The sequence below is a fragment of the Brevundimonas sp. SL161 genome, from assembly GCF_049896985.1.
Classification (GTDB): Bacteria; Pseudomonadota; Alphaproteobacteria; order Caulobacterales; family Caulobacteraceae; genus Brevundimonas.
In genome coordinates this window covers 86029-104351 of record NZ_JAFCVJ010000012.1, presented here as the reverse complement: position 1 = coordinate 104351, position 18323 = coordinate 86029, and the positions used below count along the sequence as shown (strand labels likewise).

16 protein-coding genes are annotated in these 18323 nt (G+C 67.2%); 5 read left to right on the top strand and 11 right to left on the bottom strand.

Translation table 11 applies throughout. The annotated features are described in order from the left end of the window. Positions 1–183 precede the first annotated feature (183 nt). The 7 genes from ACP7AU_RS10470 to map form a co-directional block, all read right to left on the bottom strand. Entirely contained in the window at positions 184–609 is a 426-nt protein-coding gene (locus ACP7AU_RS10470; RefSeq protein ID WP_426051367.1) for an acyl-CoA thioesterase, read from the bottom strand. A 3-nt stretch (positions 610–612) separates the two neighbouring features. Then, positions 613–972 (bottom strand): Grx4 family monothiol glutaredoxin, encoded by a 360-nt coding sequence (grxD, locus tag ACP7AU_RS10465; RefSeq protein WP_303694035.1) that lies wholly within the window; start codon positions 970–972, stop codon positions 613–615. A 92-nt stretch (positions 973–1064) separates the two neighbouring features. Then, positions 1065–1973 carry an oxidoreductase gene (locus tag ACP7AU_RS10460; protein WP_426037438.1) on the bottom strand — a complete coding sequence of 303 codons (909 nt, stop codon included), beginning with the start codon at positions 1971–1973 and terminating at the stop codon, positions 1065–1067. Positions 1974–1979: 6 nt separating this feature from the next. Next, entirely contained in the window at positions 1980–2222 is a 243-nt protein-coding gene (locus tag ACP7AU_RS10455; RefSeq protein ID WP_303694033.1) for a BolA family protein, read from the bottom strand. Between the two features lie 78 nt (positions 2223–2300). Next, positions 2301–2828 carry a GNAT family N-acetyltransferase gene (locus ACP7AU_RS10450; protein WP_426051366.1) on the bottom strand — a complete coding sequence of 176 codons (528 nt, stop codon included), beginning with the start codon at positions 2826–2828 and terminating at the stop codon, positions 2301–2303. Then, positions 2825–3529, bottom strand: coding sequence for a RadC family protein (gene radC, locus ACP7AU_RS10445; protein ID WP_426051372.1), 705 nt, complete (start codon positions 3527–3529; stop codon positions 2825–2827). The genes ACP7AU_RS10450 and radC overlap by 4 nt, the downstream gene beginning before the upstream one ends. 99 nt (positions 3530–3628) lie before the next feature. Further along, positions 3629–4447 (bottom strand): type I methionyl aminopeptidase, encoded by an 819-nt coding sequence (map, locus tag ACP7AU_RS10440; RefSeq protein WP_426051365.1) that lies wholly within the window; start codon positions 4445–4447, stop codon positions 3629–3631. Between the two features lie 133 nt (positions 4448–4580). Between map and ACP7AU_RS10435 the strand changes: the two genes are divergently transcribed. Beyond that, on the top strand, positions 4581–5336 hold the full coding sequence (locus ACP7AU_RS10435; protein WP_426051364.1) for a competence/damage-inducible protein A: 756 nt from the start codon (positions 4581–4583) through the stop codon (positions 5334–5336). 49 nt (positions 5337–5385) lie between these two features. On the opposite strand, the gene ACP7AU_RS10430 is transcribed toward ACP7AU_RS10435, so the two are convergent. The 3 genes from ACP7AU_RS10430 to ACP7AU_RS10420 form a co-directional block, all read right to left on the bottom strand. Continuing rightward, positions 5386–6927 carry a DEAD/DEAH box helicase gene (locus tag ACP7AU_RS10430; RefSeq protein WP_426051363.1) on the bottom strand — a complete coding sequence of 514 codons (1542 nt, stop codon included), beginning with the start codon at positions 6925–6927 and terminating at the stop codon, positions 5386–5388. Between the two features lie 332 nt (positions 6928–7259). Further along, complete coding sequence (locus tag ACP7AU_RS10425; protein ID WP_426037448.1) at positions 7260–7937, bottom strand: DUF1345 domain-containing protein; 678 nt, start codon at positions 7935–7937, stop codon at positions 7260–7262. Further along, positions 7937–9502, bottom strand: a complete 1566-nt coding sequence (locus tag ACP7AU_RS10420) for a carboxylesterase/lipase family protein (protein ID WP_426051362.1) — start codon at positions 9500–9502, stop codon at positions 7937–7939. Before ACP7AU_RS10420 ends, ACP7AU_RS10425 begins: the two co-directional genes overlap by 1 nt. Positions 9503–9793: 291 nt before the next feature. Here ACP7AU_RS10420 and ACP7AU_RS10415 point away from each other — a divergent pair, with 291 nt between their 5' ends. The 4 genes from ACP7AU_RS10415 to ACP7AU_RS10400 all read left to right on the top strand — a co-directional run bounded on the left by ACP7AU_RS10415 (position 9794) and on the right by ACP7AU_RS10400 (position 17035). Beyond that, positions 9794–11926, top strand: a complete 2133-nt coding sequence (locus ACP7AU_RS10415; RefSeq protein ID WP_426051361.1) for a malate synthase G — start codon at positions 9794–9796, stop codon at positions 11924–11926. A 56-nt stretch (positions 11927–11982) separates the two neighbouring features. Further along, positions 11983–12366, top strand: a complete 384-nt coding sequence (locus tag ACP7AU_RS10410) for an AprI/Inh family metalloprotease inhibitor (RefSeq protein WP_426037454.1) — start codon at positions 11983–11985, stop codon at positions 12364–12366. Positions 12367–12576: 210 nt separating this feature from the next. Continuing rightward, a complete protein-coding gene (locus ACP7AU_RS10405; protein WP_426037456.1) occupies positions 12577–13458 on the top strand; it encodes an ABC transporter ATP-binding protein in 882 nt (293 codons plus the stop codon). Positions 13459–13462: 4 nt separating this feature from the next. Further along, positions 13463–17035 carry a M1 family aminopeptidase gene (locus tag ACP7AU_RS10400; RefSeq protein WP_426051360.1) on the top strand — a complete coding sequence of 1191 codons (3573 nt, stop codon included), beginning with the start codon at positions 13463–13465 and terminating at the stop codon, positions 17033–17035. 34 nt (positions 17036–17069) lie between these two features. On the opposite strand, the gene ACP7AU_RS10395 is transcribed toward ACP7AU_RS10400, so the two are convergent. Then, entirely contained in the window at positions 17070–18320 is a 1251-nt protein-coding gene (locus tag ACP7AU_RS10395) for an ammonium transporter (RefSeq protein ID WP_426051359.1), read from the bottom strand. Positions 18321–18323 lie beyond the last annotated feature (3 nt).

Here is an 18323-nt window from a genome sequence, read left to right as displayed (position 1 = left end):
TCGAAGAACGCCCACTCCGCATCCGACATCAAACCACGAACCATGGCTGCTCTCCGCAAAGAACAGCCTTGAATCAGCGATCAGCTGATTTGGGAATCCACTTTGTCCACATCACCTAGCACGCATGACTCGGATTCAACGCAAGAATCGCGGAAAGTCGGGAACGCGGATCCCGTGAGTGCGTTAGCGCCGCTCGAAGGTCGGCAGCATGTCGGCCGGGATGCGCGTCGGCCGCATTGTCGTGGCATCGACCAGACACCATTCCGAAACGCCCTGGGCGCACAGCCGGCCCTCGCCGTCCTCGATACGGACATAGCGGGCGAAGCGCGGACCTTGCGGATCGCCGACCCAGGTCCGGGCCACAGCTGTGGCGTCGGGCAGGAGCGCGCGCAGATAGTCGATCTCGTGCCTAAGGGCGACCCAGGACCATTTCGCGCGCGTCGCCTTGTCGAACCGGGCGTTCCAATGGGTAGTGCCCGCCTCCTGCAGCCAGCCGACGTAGACGACGTTGTTGACGTGGCCGTTGTCGTCGATGTGCTCGGAACGGATATCGAGGGGAACCTCGAAGACCTCGCGGTCCTCGCGCGGCGTCAGGGTCGGGCGGGCCAAGGCTTACGCCTCGCCGAGAGGAACACCCTTTTCGACCATCAGGGCGGTCAGTTCGCCAGCCTGGAACATCTCGCGCACGATGTCCGAACCGCCGACGAATTCGCCCTTCACATAGAGCTGGGGGATGGTCGGCCAGTCGGTGAAGGCCTTGATGCCGTCGCGCAGGCCGTCGTCCTGAAGAACATCGACGCCGACGAAAGGCGCGCCGACATGGTCGAGGATCTGGACGGCGAGCGAGGAGAAGCCGCAACGCGGGCTGTCGGGCGTCCCCTTCATGAACAGGACGACGTCGTTCTGGGCCACGGTCCGGGCGATGAAGGCGTGGGCCGGATCGGCGGCGGTATCGAGGGCTTGTTCGGACACAGGGAGACGCCTTTCGTTGAAGGCGTCAGCTAGGGATGGCGGGGGCGCCGGTCAAGGGAGGCGAGCCTCAAGCCTGCGTGTCCAGAGGCATATCAGGCGGCGACCCGGGCCATCTCGATCTGAGCCGAAAGGCCAGGCGGCATGTCGCGCTCGGGCACAGCGGCGAGGGCGTTCAGGCGTTCGGCATCCCGGGCGGTGATCAGGACGCTGGAGATCGCCGGGTCGGTCATGGTGTGGGCGAGGCAAATGGCCTCCGCGGTCCAGTGCGGCGTGCGATGCAGGAAGGCGAAGGTGCCGGCATGGGCCAGTGGGTTGTCCTTCGTCTTCGACCCGCCGCCAAAGCCGAACAGGCCCTTCTTGGGCTCATGCAGGGTTGCGGCCTTCTTCTCGGTATCGAGTTCGGCGGGGAAATAATCATAGGCCAGGATGGCCATGTCCTGTTCGCGCGCAGCGCGGAGGCGAGAGCGGATCTTCCAGTCGACATTGACGTGGAAGGGCGTGCCGAGAACATCGAAGGCGCCCGTCGAGACATAGGCGTCCATGACCTCGCCCTCGCCGGAGACGCCGAGAAAGCGGACGCGTTCCGTGGCGCGCAGGGCCTTGAGGGCGTTCAGGGAGGATTGCGGCAGTTCGTCCTCGCCGGGCTCTTGAAGCATGGCGACATCGATCCAGCCGAGACCGGAGACATGCAGGCAGCGGTCGATGGCGCCGGTCATGCCCTCGGCCGAGAAGTCGCGGGCGGAACCCCGACGGCCGTCGCCGACGCCCAGTTGAAGGCTGACGTTCAGGAGCTTGCGATCGACGTTGGCCAGGGCCTGACCAAGCACTTCGGCGAGAACCGGGTCGGCCGTCTCCAGCCTGTAGGAGTTGATACCGGCCTCCAGGGCCGAAAAGATCAGGTCGTTGGCGGCCGCCACCCCCCGCGCCAGATTTTCGACGCCGAGGCTGAGCGTCAGGGTCGAGATGGCGGCGCCGGATGCGCCGAAGGGGCGATAGCGCATGGCGGATCAGCCTGTCGTGGAGGGGGCGGAGGTTTCGAGCGCGAGGGCGTGCAGTTCGCCGCCCATATGCCCCTTGAGCGCGGCATAGACGAGCTGGTGTTGTTTCACGCGCGGCAGGCCGGCGAAGGCGGTTGAGACGATACGCGCCTTGTAGTGGTCGCCGTCGCCGGCGAGGTCGTCGATCACGATTTCGGCGTCGGGAAACGCCTCGATCAGATAGGCATGCAGGGTTTCGACGGGCATCGGCATGGGGTGGACAATGGCCGGTAAACCTTAATGGCTGGCTAGCGGCGACGGCGACCTCCCTCCCTTCGAGGGAGGATGAGATCATCGGGCCGCCGGCCGTTCCAGGAAGATCACGGGCTTGTCCTGATAGGTCCCCTCCGCATAGGCAGTGAAGCCCGTGCGGCCGGCCAGCTTCAGCGAAGGCGCAATCGGCGGATCGATCATGCAGACGGTCCGGGGCAGCCTGCGCGAATGATCGCACCAGTGCAGCGCCGCCTCCAGAGCCTCTCGCGCCAACCCCAGCCCCTGGAAGCGGACCCCGACGCCCCAGCCGAGTTCCGGCGTGTCCATTGGCGGATGCGTCTCGCGCCGGTAGTCCAGCACCCCGACACTGCCGACATAGTGGGCGGTGTCGGTCATGCGAATGGCCCAGTTGCCCATGCCCAGCGCCTGCCAGTGGCCCAGATCGCGCAGCAGCCGGAACCAGACCTCTTCGCGGGTCATCGGTCCCCGCCCTGCGATGGGAAGGGTGAACCGCGCGTCGCGCCAAAGCTCGGCCAGGTTGTCGAAATCCTTCAGGGCGACGGGCGTCAGGGTCAGGCGCGGCGTGGTCAGGACGGGTCCGGTCACATCAGTCCCAGTTGCTTGAAGCTGGTCACGCCCTCGCGGCCGACGATCAGGTGGTCGTGGACCTCGACGGAGAGGGCCTTCGCCGCCTGGATGATCTGTCTGGTTATGTCAATGTCGGCGCGGCTGGGGGTCGGGTCGCCGGACGGGTGGTTGTGGACCAGGATCATGGCGGCGGCGCTGACCTCCAGGCCCCGGCGGACAACCTCGCGCGGATAGACCGGGGCATGGTCGACCGTGCCCCGGTTCTGGATCTCGTCGAGGATCAGCTGGTTCTTCTTGTCGAGATAGAGGACGCGGAATTGCTCGCGCGGTTCGTGCTGGAGGGCGACGCGGACGTAGGCGAGCAGTGCCGTCCAGGACGAGATGACGGGCCGTTTGACGTTCGGCTCCCTGGCCACGCGCTGCGCGACCTCGTGCAGGGCGGCGAGGTCCAGGGCCGTCTCCATGCCGACGCCCTTTCTGCGGCCCCGGGTGTCCTCAGTGCGGACGGTCATCAGGTCCTCGACCGAGGCGGCGAGGACGGCGGCGAAGGATCCGAACCGCGACAGCAGGGCCTTGGCGACCGGTTTCACATCCCCCTGCGGCTGGCTGCGGAACAGGAACAGCTCCAGCAGTTCGTAGTCGGGCAGATGGTGCAGGCCGGCGGTTCGGGCGCGCTCGCGCAGCCGTTCGCGGTGTCCCACATAATGCGGGACGACCATGGCGGTGGTCGTTGTCGGTTGATCGCCCTGATCCGTCACGACGCCCTCTGCTGACACGTAGTCAGGCTAACCGGTGGCGGGCGCGGTTCAAGGGGGTTTCTAGTGCGGGTTGAACAGGCCGGCCGGGCTGGCGGTGAAGATTTCGCAGCCGTCCTCGGTCACCCCGACCGTATGCTCGCACTGGGCGGACAGGGACTTGTCGCGGGTCACGGCGGTCCAGCCGTCGGTCAGCACCTTCACGTGCGGCTTGCCCAGATTCACCATCGGCTCGATCGTGAAGAACATACCGGGCTTGAGCACTGCGCCCTCGCCCTTGCGGCCATAGTGCAGGACATTGGGGCTGTCGTGGAACAGGCGGCCGATGCCGTGGCCGCAGAAGTCGCGCACGACGCTCATGCGGTTGGCCTCGACATAGCGCTGGATGACGAAGCCGATGTCGCCGAACGTATTGCCCGGCTTCACCTGCTCCAGCCCGAGAGCCAGCGATTCATAGGTGACATCCACCAACTTCTTCACGCGAGGGGCCAGGTTGCCCACGGCGTACATGCGGCTGGAATCGCCGTGCCAGCCGTCGACGATGACGGTGTGGTCGATGTTGACGATATCGCCGTCCTTCAGCACCCGGTCGCCCGGAATGCCATGGCACACCACGTGATTGATCGAGGTGCAGACGGTCTTCATATAGCCCTTGTAACCGAGGCAGGCGGGCAGGCCGCCCTTGTCCAGGGTGAACTGGCGGATGCGGTCGTCGATCTCCTGGGTCGTCACGCCGGGCACGACGAACGGCGTGATCATGTCGAGCGCCTCGGCCACCAGACGGCCGGCGACGCGCATGCCTTCGAAATCCCCGGGCTCATACAGACGGATGGCGCTGGTCCGCGTGAAGGTCTCTTCAGCCAGCTCGGGCGTTTCGTACATTCGGCGGTCTCGGGGTCGCGCTGGTCAGCGCCGTCGGAGCTTATGTGGGCAGTGTAGCACGCTTCCTCAAGCCTTTTCAGCGGCTGTGACGGCGAGCCCTTGTCGGCTGGCCGCGGCGGCGTAGGTGTGGCGCATGACCCACGCAGCACCGACCGCCGCCGTCCTGATCATCGGCGATGAAATCCTGTCCGGGCGGACGGCCGACACCAATCTGAACTCTATCGCGCGGTTCCTCGGCGCGCTGGGGATCGACCTGCTGGAGGCGCGAACGGTCGGGGATCGACCGCCGCAGATCGTGGAGGCGCTGAACGCGCTGCGCGCCGCGCACGACTATGTCTTCACCACCGGCGGGATCGGCCCGACGCACGACGACATCACGGCGGACTGCGTGGCCGAGGCGTTCGGCGTCGGCATAGCGGAACGTGCAGACGCGCTGGCGATCCTGGAGCGGCGCTATGGTGACGAACTCAACGAGGCGCGACGGCGAATGGCGCGGATTCCGGACGGCGGCGTACTGATCGCCAATCCCGTGACGGATGCGCCGGGATTCCAGATCGGCAACGTCTTCGTCATGGCGGGCGTGCCGAAGATCATGACCGGGATGCTGGAGGATGTGGCGCCCAGGTTGCGGACCGGGGCGGTGGTGCATCAGCGGACGCTGAGGGTCACCGGCGTCGGCGAAGGCGCTATCGCGGCGCCCCTGGCCGAGGCGGCGAAGGCGGACTGCGACCTGTCGTTCGGCAGCTATCCGTTCGGAGCCGGGTCGGACGGCGAGCTGGGCACGAATCTGGTGGTGCGCGGCCGGGATGCGGCGAAGGTCGAGGCGGCAGTCCAGGCGCTGGCGGGGGCGCTTGGCGCGGCCGGGATCGCGACGGCGCTCCAGACATGAAAACGGCGGGCTCCTCGCGAGGCCCGCCGTCTCATTTCAGTTCAAAGCATCAGGCCTTGGCGACGTAGCCTTTGCCGCCGTTGGACGGGCGACGGCCGCGGGGGCGGCGGCTGATCTCGCCGTCGGGCTTGGGCGCCGCGACCGGACGGTTGGCGTTGGCGGCAGAGCGGGCGCGGTCGGCGGCCAGGGGATCGAACGGGGTGACGTTGGTGATCGAACGGTCGCCGTTGTGGCTGCGGTTCTGATCGCGTCCGCCATCGCGCCCGCCTTCGCGGTTGCCGCCCGGAGCCGGCTTGCGCTGGCGATGCGGCTGGCCGCCGTGGGCCGGCTTGACGCCGTCGCGACGCGGGTTGCGCGGACCGCGAGGATCGCCGCGCGGGCGATCCTCGCGGTCGGGCATGGTGGCCTTGGTGCCGACGCCGGCGGCCATGATCGACTGGTCCAGCAGGCCCAGCGACTTGTCGTTGCGACGGTCGGTGGCCGGGATCTTCTGGCGGGTGACCTTCTCGATGTCCTTGAGCAGCTTCATCTCGTCGCCGGCGACGAAGCTGATGGCCGAGCCGTCGGCGCCGGCGCGGGCCGTCCGGCCGATGCGGTGAACATAGGCTTCGGGCACGAAGGGCAGTTCGAAGTTCACCACGTGCGAGACGCCGTCGACATCGATGCCGCGCGCGGCGATGTCGGTGGCGACCAGAACGCGCAGCTTGCCGGCCTTGAAGGCGGCCAGGGTGCGTTCACGCTGGGGCTGGCTCTTGTTGCCGTGGATCGCTCCGGCCTGGACGCCGCCGGCCTCCAGATAGGCCGCGACCTTGTCGGCGCCGTGCTTGGTCTTGGTGAAGACCAGGCAGCGCGTGTAGTTGTCGTCGGCGAACATCTCGGTCAGCAGGGCGCGCTTGCGGCCCTGTTCGACGTGGACCACGGACTGGTTGATGCGCTCGACCGTGGTGGCCTGGGGGGTCACCTGGACCTTGACCGGATCCTTGAGCAGCTCGCCGGCCAGCTTGCCGATTTCGGTCGGCATGGTGGCGGAGAAGAACAGGTTCTGGCGCTTGGCCGGAATGCGCGAGACGATCTGGCGGATCGGCTTGACGAAGCCGAGGTCCAGCATCTGGTCGGCTTCGTCGAGGACGAAGATTTCCGTGGAGGACAGGTCCAGCGTCTTTTGCTGCATATGATCCAGCAGGCGACCGGGGGTGGCGACGAGGACGTCGAGGCCGCCCTGGATGGCGCGTTCCTGCGGGCCGTATTTCACGCCGCCGAAGACGACGGCGACCTTGAAGCCGAGGTGGCGGCCGTAGGTCTTGAAGCTCTCGGCGATCTGGCTGGCCAGTTCACGCGTCGGCGACAGGATCAGGCAGCGGGTGGTGCGCGGCAGGGGGGCGACGCGATTTTCGGCCAGGCGATGCAGGATCGGAAGGGCGAAGGCGGCGGTCTTGCCGGTGCCGGTCTGGGCGATGCCCAGCAGGTCCTTGCCGAGCATGACGTCGGGAATGGCCTGGGCCTGGATCGGCGTGGGGATGGTGTAGCCCTCGGTCGTGAGGGCTTGCAGCAGGGCCTTGTTAAGGCCGAAGGATTCGAAGGTAATGCTCATGGGAGCTATGTTTCTTTCGCGTAGGCGGCGACGCGCATCAGCCATGGCTCAACGCCGATAAGGCCGCGCACCGCCAGTCCCGACGGAGCACCAGAGTGGGGCTCGCGGGGTGGATCGGGCGCCGCCCCGCGTGTCCGGGCAGCGAATGAATCTTGAGGGTCCGGCGGCTGCTACAGTCAGGTCTTCGCTCGGAAGCAAGACCCACACGCGCTGGAGACGCCGGGGATCGCAATTGTGCGACGCAGCGCAAATGGGCGCACACTGCGGCGAAGTCAAGGCGGACGGCTGTCGTCTCCTCCCTGTCGCGCAGCGACGGGGAGGAGACGACCGGCCTAGATCAGGCTCACCGCCAGGTTGACCGCGAGCGCCACCAGCACGGTGTTGAACACGAAGGCCGTCACGCTGTGCACCGTCGAGAGCCGACGCAGGCCCCGGTCGGCGATCTGGACGTCGGCGGTCTGGGAGGCGACGCCGAGGATCAGGGAGAAGTGCAGGAAGTCCCAGTAGTCGGGCTCGGTCTCTCCCGGAAACAGCAGGCCGCCACGATCGCCCGTCTTGTCCGGCGCATAGAAGCGATGGGCGTAGTGCAGGCCGAACAGCACGTGGACGAAGAGCCAGGAGGCGGCGACGGTGCCGAGGGTCAGCAGGGCCTCGATCCCCTTGTCGATGCCCGCCGATGCCGTGGCGGCCTCGGAGATGACCAGGGCGACGCTGGCGGCGGCGGCCAGCAGGCTGAGCGGGAGGACTGCGACCCCGGCCTCGTCCAGTTCGGCCGCCCGGGCGCGGATGGCTTCGACCGACTGCGTCCGGGCCAGCTTCAGGAAGGTCAGGAGCAGGAACAGGGCCACGCCCGCATCCCAGCCTGCCGCGAGCCGCACGGTCCAGCGCCACTCGACCGGGGCGGCGAGGGTGATGACCGCCGCGGTCGCCAGACCCGCCAGCAACACGCCATGCAGGCGCAGCACCCGGAACGGCGGGCGGGCTTCGGGCGGGGCGGGCGGCTGGGCCATCAGGTTCCGGGCTGGATGTAGGGGATCGCCGCGAACAGGCGACGTTCGGCGCCGCGCGGATCGTCCTCCATCCGGGGCGGCGCGTCCATGATCATCGTCTGGCGGCGGGTCAGATCGTAGGGGGTCCAGCTCGGCAGGCCTGGGTGGTTGGGATCCCCGTCGCGGGCCAGGGCGACAAAGGCCCTCGACAGGCGGTCGGCCATGCCTTGCGCCTCCGGTCCCTGGGCGCGGCTGCCGGTCGCCCTGACGGTGTCGAGCGCCAGGGGGATGTCGTCGGTGTGCATGGCGCCGCGCCGGCCGCCGTCGATCGGAGATGTCCAGTCCAGTTGGTAGACCCAGGCCGGGGTTCCGGCCGCGGCGCGGACCTCGGCCTCGATCACAGCGCCGCGCCATGAGCGGGCCGCCGTGGTGGCGGAGAAGAAGACGTCGGACGGAGAGTAGGCGGGATACATCCGGCGATAGGCGGCGATGACGGGTTCGGGGGCGACGTCGATGCGGAACTCCCGGTTCGTCAACTTGCCGGGCAGGTCGTCCCAGGTCAGGGCGAAATTGGCCGGGTCATTGCCAAGGAAGGCGCGGGTCTCGTCGTGGGTGTTGCCGATGATCATCGGGATCTGGGCCGACTGGGAGGGTGCATCCGGATAGAAGGGGTGACGCGTCAGGCTGCGGTTATCGAGCACCGGCCCCCAGTAGAGGCCGCCGAAGCCGAGCACCGGATCGGTCGCCTCGGAGGCCTTCAGCAAATCTTCAACCGGCAGGGTCGCGGCCTCGGCGGCGCGGTCATTCGGCAGGCCAAGGGCGTCGAGCCAGGCCTCGGCGCGGCGGGTCGCGTTCCAGGGGCCGGAGGCGGTGACCTGCTGGCCGCTCATGGTGGCGGCGCGATGGAACAGGCCGGCGGCGGCCGGCGTCGCCATCATGGTCGCGATCTTGGCCCCGCCGCCGGACTGGCCGAAGACCATGACGCGGGAGGGATCGCCGCCGAAGGCTCCGATATTGTCGCGCACCCATTCCAGCGCGAGGTGCAGATCGAGCTGTCCGGCGTTGCCGCTGTCGAGAAAGGGCGCGCCCGCGATGCGGGCCAGATAGGCGTAGCCGAACAGGTTCAGCCGGTGGTTCAGGGTCACCACGACCACGTCGTTGCGCCTCGCCAGCCGCGTCCCGTTATAGAGCGGGCTGGAGCCCGAGCCGTTCGAATAGGCGCCGCCGTGGATATAGACCATCACCGGCCGCCGCTCGTGGTCGAGCCCCGGAGACCAGACATTGAGGAAGAGGCAGTCCTCGGACTGACTGGCTTCAGTCCCGCCCTGCGGGCTCGCGGGCCCATAGGCGAAGGCCTCGGCAGGGGTGGTCCATGAGGTCGGGCGGACGGGCGGCTGGAAGCGGCGCGGTCCGGCGTCGGCGCCGTAACGCAGGCCCTTGAACACCGCGATCCCGGCGTCCGTCTGGCCGCGCACCGGCCCGTTGGTGGTGGCGACCACCGGGTGGTCGGATTGAGAGAAGGCGGGCACGGCGAGCGTGGGCAGGATCAGGGCGGCGGCGACCACGGAACGACGCGAAACACTCATCTCAAACTCCGTGCACCCCGGCGAAGGCCGGGGTCCAGATCCCAAAACGGGGCGGCCGGAAGGGGCCGCCTGCATCGCTGTCCCGACGACCGGATCCGCCTTCTGGGCCCCGGCCTTCGCCGGGGCGCACGGAGAGCGGCGCCACCGCGATCGCTGACATTAGGCCCGCCACAGCACCGCTGTCACCGGTGTCAGCCGAAACACCTCTTGCGGCCTGCACACCGCTCCGCTCTAGTGCGATCACGCATTGTTACAGGCCGCCTCCCCAGCCGGTCTGCGCTGGAGATCCGCATGACCCACCATGACCGCGCCGGCCTGTCAGTGGCCGCCGAACTGGCGAGCTTCATCGAGGACGATGTCCTGCCGGGGCTCGGGATCGGGGCGGACGGGTTCTGGACCGGCGTGGCGGAGGTGTTCGCGCGATTCACCCCGGAGAACCGCAAACTGCTGAAGCGCCGGGACGACCTGCAGGCGCGGATCGACAGCTGGTATCGAGACCGCAAGGGACAGGCGCACGAACCGGCAGGGACCGAGAGCTTCCTGCGCGACATCGGCTATCTGGTCGACGAACCGGCGCCCTTCTCGGTGACGACGGAACGGGTCGACGACGAACTGGCGCGGCTGGCGGGGCCGCAGCTGGTGGTGCCGATCCTCAATGCGCGCTTCCTGCTGAACGCGGCCAATGCGCGGTGGGGCAGCCTCTACGATGCCCTCTACGGTACCGACGCGCTGGGCGATCTGCCGCCGGCCGGGCCGTATGATGCGGCGCGCGGAGCGCGGGTCGTGTCGCGGGCCAGGGCCTTCCTCGACGATGCGGTTCCGCTGGAAACGGGATCGCATTCGCAGGTGACGGGCTGGTCGGTGGCGGCCGGCAGGTTGAAGCCGGGGCTGAGGGGTCCGGCTCAGTTCGTGGGCTATCTGGGCGAGCCGTCGGCGCCGTCCTCGATCTTGCTGGTCAACAACGGGCTGCACGTTGAGCTGGTCATCGACCGGTCCAGCGCGATCGGTGGGAGCGATCCTGCGGGGTTGTCGGACGTGGTGCTGGAGAGCGCCCTCTCGACCATCTGCGACCTCGAGGACTCGGTCGCGGCGGTGGATGCCAAGGACAAGACCGCCGCCTACCGCAACTGGCTGGGGCTGATGCGGGGCGACCTGTCGGCCAGCTTCCAGAAGGGCGGAGAGACGCTGGAGCGGCGGCTGGAACCGGACCGCACCTTCACCGCGCCGGGCGGAGGGGCGGTGACGCTCAAGGGCCGGTCGCTGCTGTTCGTCCGCAACGTCGGCCATCTGATGACCAATCCGGCGATCCGCCTGCCGGACGGGACCGAGGCGCCGGAAGGGATTCTCGACGCCATCGTGACGTCGCTGATCGCAATGTACGACCTGAAGGGCATCGGCGCCTTCACCAACTCCGGCGCGGGGTCGGTCTATATCGTCAAGCCGAAGATGCACGGGCCGGACGAGGCGGCGTTCACGAACAAGCTGTTCGATGCGGTCGAGGACCTGCTGGGTGTGGCGCGGCATACGATCAAGGTCGGGGTGATGGATGAGGAGCGGCGGACCTCGGCCAATCTGGCCGCCTGTATCCATGCGGTGAAGGACCGGATCGTCTTCATCAACACGGGCTTCCTGGACCGCACCGGCGACGAGATCCACACGGCGATGCAGGCCGGGCCGGTGGTGCGAAAAGCCGACATCAAGAGTTCGAAATGGATCGCCGCCTATGAGGCGCGCAACGTCGCCATCGGCCTGTCTTGCGGTCTTTCGGGCCGGGCCCAGATCGGCAAGGGGATGTGGGCCGCGCCCGACCGGATGGCGGACATGCTGGAGCAGAAGATCGGCCACCCACGGACCGGAGCCAACACGGCCTGGACGCCCTCGCCGACAGCCGCGACCCTGCACGCGCTGCACTATCACGCGGTCGATGTGTTCGCGGTGCAGAAGGACGTGGCGGGGCGGCCGACACCGGGGCTTGAGCATCTGCTGACCCCGCCGTTGGCGAATGGGGCCAACTGGTCGGAGCAGGAGGTCGCTGATGAGCTGGACAACAACGCCCAGGGCATCCTCGGCTACGTGGTGCGCTGGATCGACCAGGGGGTGGGGTGTTCCAAGGTGCCGGACATCCACGATGTCGGGCTGATGGAGGACCGGGCGACGCTGCGGATCAGTTCGCAGCATATCGCCAACTGGCTGCTGCACGGGGTGTGCACAGCGGCTCAGGCCGATGCCTCCTTCCTGCGGATGGCGGCCAGGGTGGATGCCCAGAACGCGGGCGATCCCCTGTACCGGGCGATGGCGCCGGACCCCGATGGGTCGCTGGCGTACGAGGCGGCGCGGGCCCTGGTGTTCGAGGGGGTGGAGCAGCCGAACGGCTATACCGAGCCGTTGCTGCATGCGTATCGGCTCAGGGCGAAGGCGGGCTGATACGGCCTTGTCTCTGCCCCGATCGCGGCGGAAGCTGATCGTCTAGAGAGGAAAGCATGATCCGTGACCGATCCATCATCTGCGCTGTCGCCGGAGCGATCCTCATGACCGGCTGCGCCGCGCCGCCGGCTTCGTCGGAGCCGCAGGGGCGGGTGCTGGCGGTGGATCAGGTCGCCGGCTTCTGGTCCCTGCGCGGGCCCGACGGCGCGCGCTGCCAGGTGTCGCTGGCCAACCTCGTGATCGACGGCGTCCGGCCGGTGCTGGCCGAGAACTGCGGCATACCCGCAGCGACGCGGGCGAAGAGCTGGCGCGCGACGGCGAATGGGTTCGAGATGCTGGCCGCTGACGGATCGGTAGCGATGGCCTTCCATCGCACCGGCGAGGACGCCTTTGCGGCGACCTCGGGCGGCTTCACGCTCAGCCGGGCGCCGATGTCCTGAGCCGAATGCGGCCTCTGCCCGATTCGTCAGAATTCTGCATAGCCGTGCTGGTCGAAATCGCCGGAACATGGCGACCTCGGCATGGTCGAAATCACCGCGAACTCGTCGATCGGCGGTCGGCCCTGCATTTCCGGCAAACCGTGACTCAATCGTAACTTGCCGAGCCCCCGACCGACGTGACAAGGTCGCTTGACTGTCAGGGGGCTGCTCATGCTTACGATCAAGAATCTCGTCCACGTTTACGGCAACGGGACACGGGCGCTCGATGATGTGTCGCTGAGCGTGCCCAACGGCATGTTCGGCCTGCTGGGTCCCAACGGCGCGGGCAAATCGACGCTGATGCGGTCGATCGCGACGTTGCAGACGCCCACCTCCGGCTCGATCGACTTCGACGGCATCGATGTGATCAAGGACCCGGAAAAGCTGCGCCGCACCCTGGGCTATCTGCCCCAGGATTTCGGCGTCTATCCGCGCGTCTCGGCCTACGACATGCTTGATCACATGGCGGTGCTGAAGGGCATCGCCTCGGGCAAGGATCGCAAGGAAACGGTCGAGACCCTGCTGCAACAGACCAATCTTTGGTCGGTGCGCAAGAAGGCCCTGGCCGGCTTCTCGGGCGGCATGCGCCAGCGGTTCGGCATCGCCCAGGCCCTGATCGGCAATCCGAAACTGATCATCGTCGACGAGCCGACGGCGGGTCTGGATCCGGAGGAGCGCAACCGCTTCCTGAACCTGCTGGCCGAGATTGCGGACAATGTGGTCATCATCCTGTCGACCCACATCGTCGAGGACGTGGCCGATCTGTGCCCGCGCATGGCGGTGCTGGCGGGCGGCAAGATCCAGCTGGAAGGCGCGCCCGCCCACCTGATGGAACAGCTGAACGGCCGGGTCTGGAAGAAGACCATCGACAAGGAGGCGCTGGAGGAAAACCGCGCCAGACACGAGGTCATCTCGACGCGCCTGTTCGCCGGCAAGACCGTGATCCACGTCCTGGCCGACCGTCGTCCGGGCGAAGGCTTCGAGCCCGTGCCGGGCGGGCTGGAGGATGTCTATTTCTCGACCCTGTCAGCCTCGCGCAAGGTCGCGGCGTAAGACCATGTTCGGGAAAATCGCCGCCTTCGAATTCCGCTACCAGCTGCGCCAGCCGGCCTTCTGGGTCATCGCCATCATCTTCGGCCTGATGGGCTTCGGCCTTGTCGCCGCCTCGGACAACATCTCCATCGGCGCGGGCGGCAACGTCCACAAGAACGCGCCCTACGCCCTGGCCAGCATCAACGCGATCATGTCGATGTTCTTCATGCTGGCGACCACGGCGATCGTCGCCAATGTCGTGGTGCGGGACATCCAGACGGGCTTCGGGCCCATGGTCCAGTCCACCCGGATCACGAAGTTCGACTACCTCTATGGGCGGTTCACGGGCGCCTTCCTGGCGACGGCCTTGTGCTTCGCGGTCATCTCGCTGGGCGTCATCGCGGGCACGATCGCACCCTGGGTCGACAAGGAGACGATCGACGCCTTCCGGCCATGGGACTACCTCTACAACTACCTCGTGCTGGGCCTTCCGGGCGTGTTCCTGACCTCGGCCCTGTTCTTCGCCCTGGCGACCGTGACCCGGTCGATGATGGCGACCTATGTCGGCGTGGTGGCGGTCTTCATCCTCTACCTGGCGGCGTCGGGGGTTCTGGGAAACAAGCCCGAGCTTGAGACGGCGATGGCATGGGGCGAGCCCTTCGGCGCCGCAGCCTTCGGCCTGGCGACCAAATACTGGACGTCCGCCGAGCGGAACACGCTGAACATCCCGCTGGAGGGAATCTTCCTGTGGAACCGACTGTTGTGGCTGGGTATCAGCGCGGGAATCCTCGCGGTCGCCTACGCCCTGTATCGCCCCGCCATTCGCGGGGCCAAGGAGGGCAAGACCGACAAGCTGCGCAAGATGGCCGAGACCGCTGCGCCCGCCTTGACGCCGAACCGCCCGCTGCCCACGCCGACCGAGGGCTTCGCCGCCGGCTGGACGCGGCTGGCCTCGCGCACGGCGTTCGAAATGAGCCTGGTGTTCAAGAGCCCGGCCTATTTCGTCCTGATCCTGCTGGGCTTCGCCTTCGCGGTCACGACCCTGTTGTTCCTCGGCGAGATCTACGGCGCGCCCGTCCTGCTGGTGACGCGCGTAGTCATCGACGGCCTGCCGTTCGGTTTGATCGCGATGATCGTGGCCATCTACTATTCCGGCGAGCTGGTCTGGCGTGATCGCGAGCGCAAGGTGCACGAGATCATCGACGCCTCGTCGACGCCCGACTGGACCTTCCTGCTGCCCAAGACCCTGGCGCTGATCCTGGTGCTGGCCTCGATCTCGATCGCGGGCGTCGTGGCCGGCGTCGCTGTTCAGACCTTCAAGGGCTACACTGACTACGAGTTCGACAAATACCTGATGTGGTACGTCGTGCCGCAGACGATCAACTTCGCCCTTCTGGCGGTGCTCGCCATTTTTGTGCAGTCGCTGTCGCCCAACAAGTTCGTCGGCTGGGCGATCATGGTGGTCTACATGATCTCCACCATCGTGGCGTCCAACATGGGCTTCGACCATGTGCTGTACCGCTACGGTTCGGGCGTCGGTCAGCCTCTGTCCGACATGAACGGCCGGGACGACTACGCCGGCTTTGCCGCCTGGTTGGACGCCTACTGGACGATGGCCGCCATCATCCTGCTGACCCTCGGCTATGCCCTGTGGCGGCGGGGGACCGAGACCCGCTTTATGCCGCGGCTGAAGCGTCTTCCGCACCGGCTGATGGGGCCTGCGGGCGTCGTCGGCGGCCTGGCCCTGGTCGCCTTCATCGGCCTGGGCGTCTTCATCTACGTCAACACCAATGTCTGGAACGAGTATCGCAGCCAGGGCCAGCAGGAGAAGCTGCAGGCCGAGTACGAGAAGACCCTGCTGCGTTTCGAGACCACGCCCCAGCCCACGCTGGTCGACGTGAAACTGAACCTCGACCTGCACCCGCGCACCCCGCGCCTTGAGACGACCGGAACCTATGTGGTCGAGAACCGCACCGGCGCGCCTCTGTCGGAAATGCACATGCGCTGGAACGACGAACTGGAGATGAAGGCGCTGACGGTCCAGGGCGCGCGAATGGTGCGCGAGTGGCCCGAGTTCGACTATCGCATCTACCGTTTCGACACGCCGATGGCCCCCGGCGAACGGCGTACGGTGTCGTTCGACACCGTGCTGGAACAGCGCGGTTTCAAGAACAGCGGCAATACGACCCGGATCGTCGACAACGGGACCTTCGTGAACAACATGGAGCTCGCGCCAATGATCGGCATGGATCGCTCCATCGGCCTGCTTCAGGACCGCTCGAAGCGCCGCAAGAACGGTCTTCCGCCAGAACTGCGTCTCGCCAAGCTCGAGGACCTGACGGCGACGGGCCGCAACTATATCGGCGCCGACTGGGTCACGGCCGACGTCACCGTCACCACCGACGCCGACCAGACTCCGCTGGCGCCAGGCCAGGTGCGCAGCGACACGACGGCCAATGGTCGCCGCACGATGCGGTTCGTGACCGAGAGCCCCGTGCTCTATTTCCTGTCGGTCCAGTCGGCCAGCTACGAGATCGCGCGCCAGATGCACAACGGCGTGGAGATGGTCGTCTTCCATGACGCGCAGCACGGCCGTAACGTGCCCCGAATGATGACGGCGCTGGAAAACGCGCTGGACTATTTCCAGACGAACTTCTCGCCCTACCAGTTCCGTCAGGCGCGCATCAGCGAGTTCCCTTACGGCTCGTTCGCCCAGTCGATGCCGAACACCTTCGCCTGGTCCGAGAACCTCGGCTTCATCGCCGACCTGCGGGACGACACCAAGATCGACTACGTCACCTACATCGGAGCGCACGAGTTCGCGCACCAGTGGTGGGCGCACCAGGTGGTCGGGGCGAACATGCAGGGCGCGACCCTGATGTCCGAAACCCTGGCCCAGTATTCGGCCCTGATGGTGATGCGGGAGATGTACGGACCCGACAAGATCCGCCGGTTCCTGAAGTTCGAGCTGGACCGCTACCTGCGCTCGCGCGGGACCGAGCTGATCGAGGAGCTGCCGCTGAACCGGATGGAGAACCAACAGTACATCCACTACCGCAAAGGCGCGGTGGTCATGTACCTGCTGGCCGACCAGATCGGCGAGGCGAATGTGAATCGGGCGCTGTCCCAGTTTCTGGCCGCCCACGCCTTCAAGTCCGCGCCCTATCCGCGCTCGGTCGACCTGATCAACCTGATCCGGGCCAATGCCCCGGCCGACAAACGGGCCCTGATTACCGACCTGTTCGAGAAGATCACCCTGTACGACGTGAAGACCACGGCGACGACAGCCACCGAACGCCGTGATGGACGCTGGGATGTGACGGTCACGGTCGAGGCGCGCAAACTTTACGCCGACGGCAAGGGCGTGGAGACGGAATCGCCGCTGAACGAGACCTTCGACATCGGCCTGTTCTCGGCCGAACCGGGCAAGGGCGAGTTCGACGCCAGCAACGTGCTGCTGTTCGAGCGGCGGCCGCTGAGGGGCGGGGTGCAGACGTTCCGGTTCACGACGGCGACGAAGCCGACCTTCGCGGGGGCAGATCCGTACAACAAGTGGATCGACCGGAACTCCGACGACAACGTGCGGAAGGTGGATTAGGGCGCGGTTCCCTCTCCCGGCGGGACAGGGACGCTCAGTGAATGCTCTCGCCGTGTTCGGAGTAGTCGAGCCCCTCGACCTCGCCGTCCTTGGTCGGGCGCAGGCCGGTTGTGAACTTGCACACCATCAGGACCGCGAAGGTGCCGACCGCGCTCCAGGCGATGACGGCGGCCGGGCCGACGATCTGTTTCACCAAGTCCGCGCCTTCGGCTGCGCCGTTGATAGCCGTGGTGGCGAAGACGCCGGTCAGGATGGCGCCGACGATACCGCCGACCCCGTGGATGCCGAACGCGTCGAGGCTGTCGTCGTATTTCAGGGCGTGCTTCAGCCAGACCGCGCCGGCGTAGCAGGCCGGGCCGCCGATCAGGCCGATCAGGAAGGCGCCCTTGGGATCGACGAAGCCGGCCGCGGGCGTGAAGGCGACCAGGCCCCCGACGATGCCGGAGAGAAGTCCCAGAAGCGTAGGACGCTTCTTCTCGATCCACTCGATCACCATCCAGCCGAGGGCGGCGGGGGCGATGAGGGTGTTGAGGGCGGCGACGGCGGCGTTGCCGTCGGCGGCCCAGGCGGACCCCGAGTTGAAGCCCAGCCAGCCCACGAACAGCAGGCCCGTGCCGATGGCGGTGTAGGCGAGATTGGCGGGCGCCATATTGTCCCGTCCGAAACCATAGCGCGGACCGAGGACGAGAGCGCAGACGAGGCCCGCGACACCCGCATTGACGTGCACCACGGCGCCGCCTGCGAAGTCGAGCACGCCCCACGAGCCGAGGTAGCCCCCGCCCCAGACCTGATGGCAGATCGGCGCATAGACGATCAGATGCCACAGGCCGAAGAACAGCAGGGACGCCGAGAACTTCATCCGCTCGGCGAAGGCCCCGGCGATCAGGGCCGGGGTGATGATGGCGAAAGTCAGCTGGTAGGCGATCCACAGGTATTCGGGCAGAGCAGGCGCCAGGCTGTGCGCCGTGTTGATCCGCACGCCGTCGAGGAAGACCGCCTGAAGCCCTCCGATGAAGCCGTTGGTCGCCGGGCCTGAGGTCCCGAACGACAGGCTGTAGCCGGCGATGAACCACAGGATGGTCACCACCATCAGCGCCGCCGTCGATGAGGCGATGGTGGCGATGATGTTCTTCCTGCGCACCATGCCGCCGTAGAACAGCGCCAGCCCGGGCAGGGTCATCATCAGCACGAAGGCCATCGAGACGAGGATCCAGGCGGTCGCCGCGCCGTCGATGACGAGCGGCGCCTGATGGACGAGGAGGGCGGGCGCGGCGGCGAGTGTCATCGG

What these genes read in the sequence shown, in the direction of transcription:
- ACP7AU_RS10460 (WP_426037438.1), bottom strand. Translation starts at nt 1,973, where the DNA reads ATGCGCTATCGCCCCTTCGGCGCATCCGGCGCCGCCATCTCGACCCTG.
- ACP7AU_RS10455 (WP_303694033.1), bottom strand. Translation starts at nt 2,222, where the DNA reads ATGCCGATGCCCGTCGAAACCCTGCATGCCTATCTGATCGAGGCGTTT.
- radC (WP_426051372.1), bottom strand. Translation starts at nt 3,529, where the DNA reads ATGGTCGTCCCGCATTATGTGGGACACCGCGAACGGCTGCGCGAGCGC.
- map (WP_426051365.1), bottom strand. Translation starts at nt 4,447, where the DNA reads ATGTACGAAACGCCCGAGCTGGCTGAAGAGACCTTCACGCGGACCAGC.
- ACP7AU_RS10435 (WP_426051364.1), top strand. Translation starts at nt 4,581, where the DNA reads ATGACCCACGCAGCACCGACCGCCGCCGTCCTGATCATCGGCGATGAA.
- ACP7AU_RS10430 (WP_426051363.1), bottom strand. Translation starts at nt 6,927, where the DNA reads ATGAGCATTACCTTCGAATCCTTCGGCCTTAACAAGGCCCTGCTGCAA.
- ACP7AU_RS10425 (WP_426037448.1), bottom strand. Translation starts at nt 7,937, where the DNA reads ATGGCCCAGCCGCCCGCCCCGCCCGAAGCCCGCCCGCCGTTCCGGGTG.
- ACP7AU_RS10420 (WP_426051362.1), bottom strand. Translation starts at nt 9,502, where the DNA reads ATGAGTGTTTCGCGTCGTTCCGTGGTCGCCGCCGCCCTGATCCTGCCC.
- ACP7AU_RS10415 (WP_426051361.1), top strand. Translation starts at nt 9,794, where the DNA reads ATGACCCACCATGACCGCGCCGGCCTGTCAGTGGCCGCCGAACTGGCG.
- ACP7AU_RS10410 (WP_426037454.1), top strand. Translation starts at nt 11,983, where the DNA reads ATGATCCGTGACCGATCCATCATCTGCGCTGTCGCCGGAGCGATCCTC.
- ACP7AU_RS10405 (WP_426037456.1), top strand. Translation starts at nt 12,577, where the DNA reads ATGCTTACGATCAAGAATCTCGTCCACGTTTACGGCAACGGGACACGG.
- ACP7AU_RS10400 (WP_426051360.1), top strand. Translation starts at nt 13,463, where the DNA reads ATGTTCGGGAAAATCGCCGCCTTCGAATTCCGCTACCAGCTGCGCCAG.
- ACP7AU_RS10395 (WP_426051359.1), bottom strand. Translation starts at nt 18,320, where the DNA reads ATGACACTCGCCGCCGCGCCCGCCCTCCTCGTCCATCAGGCGCCGCTC.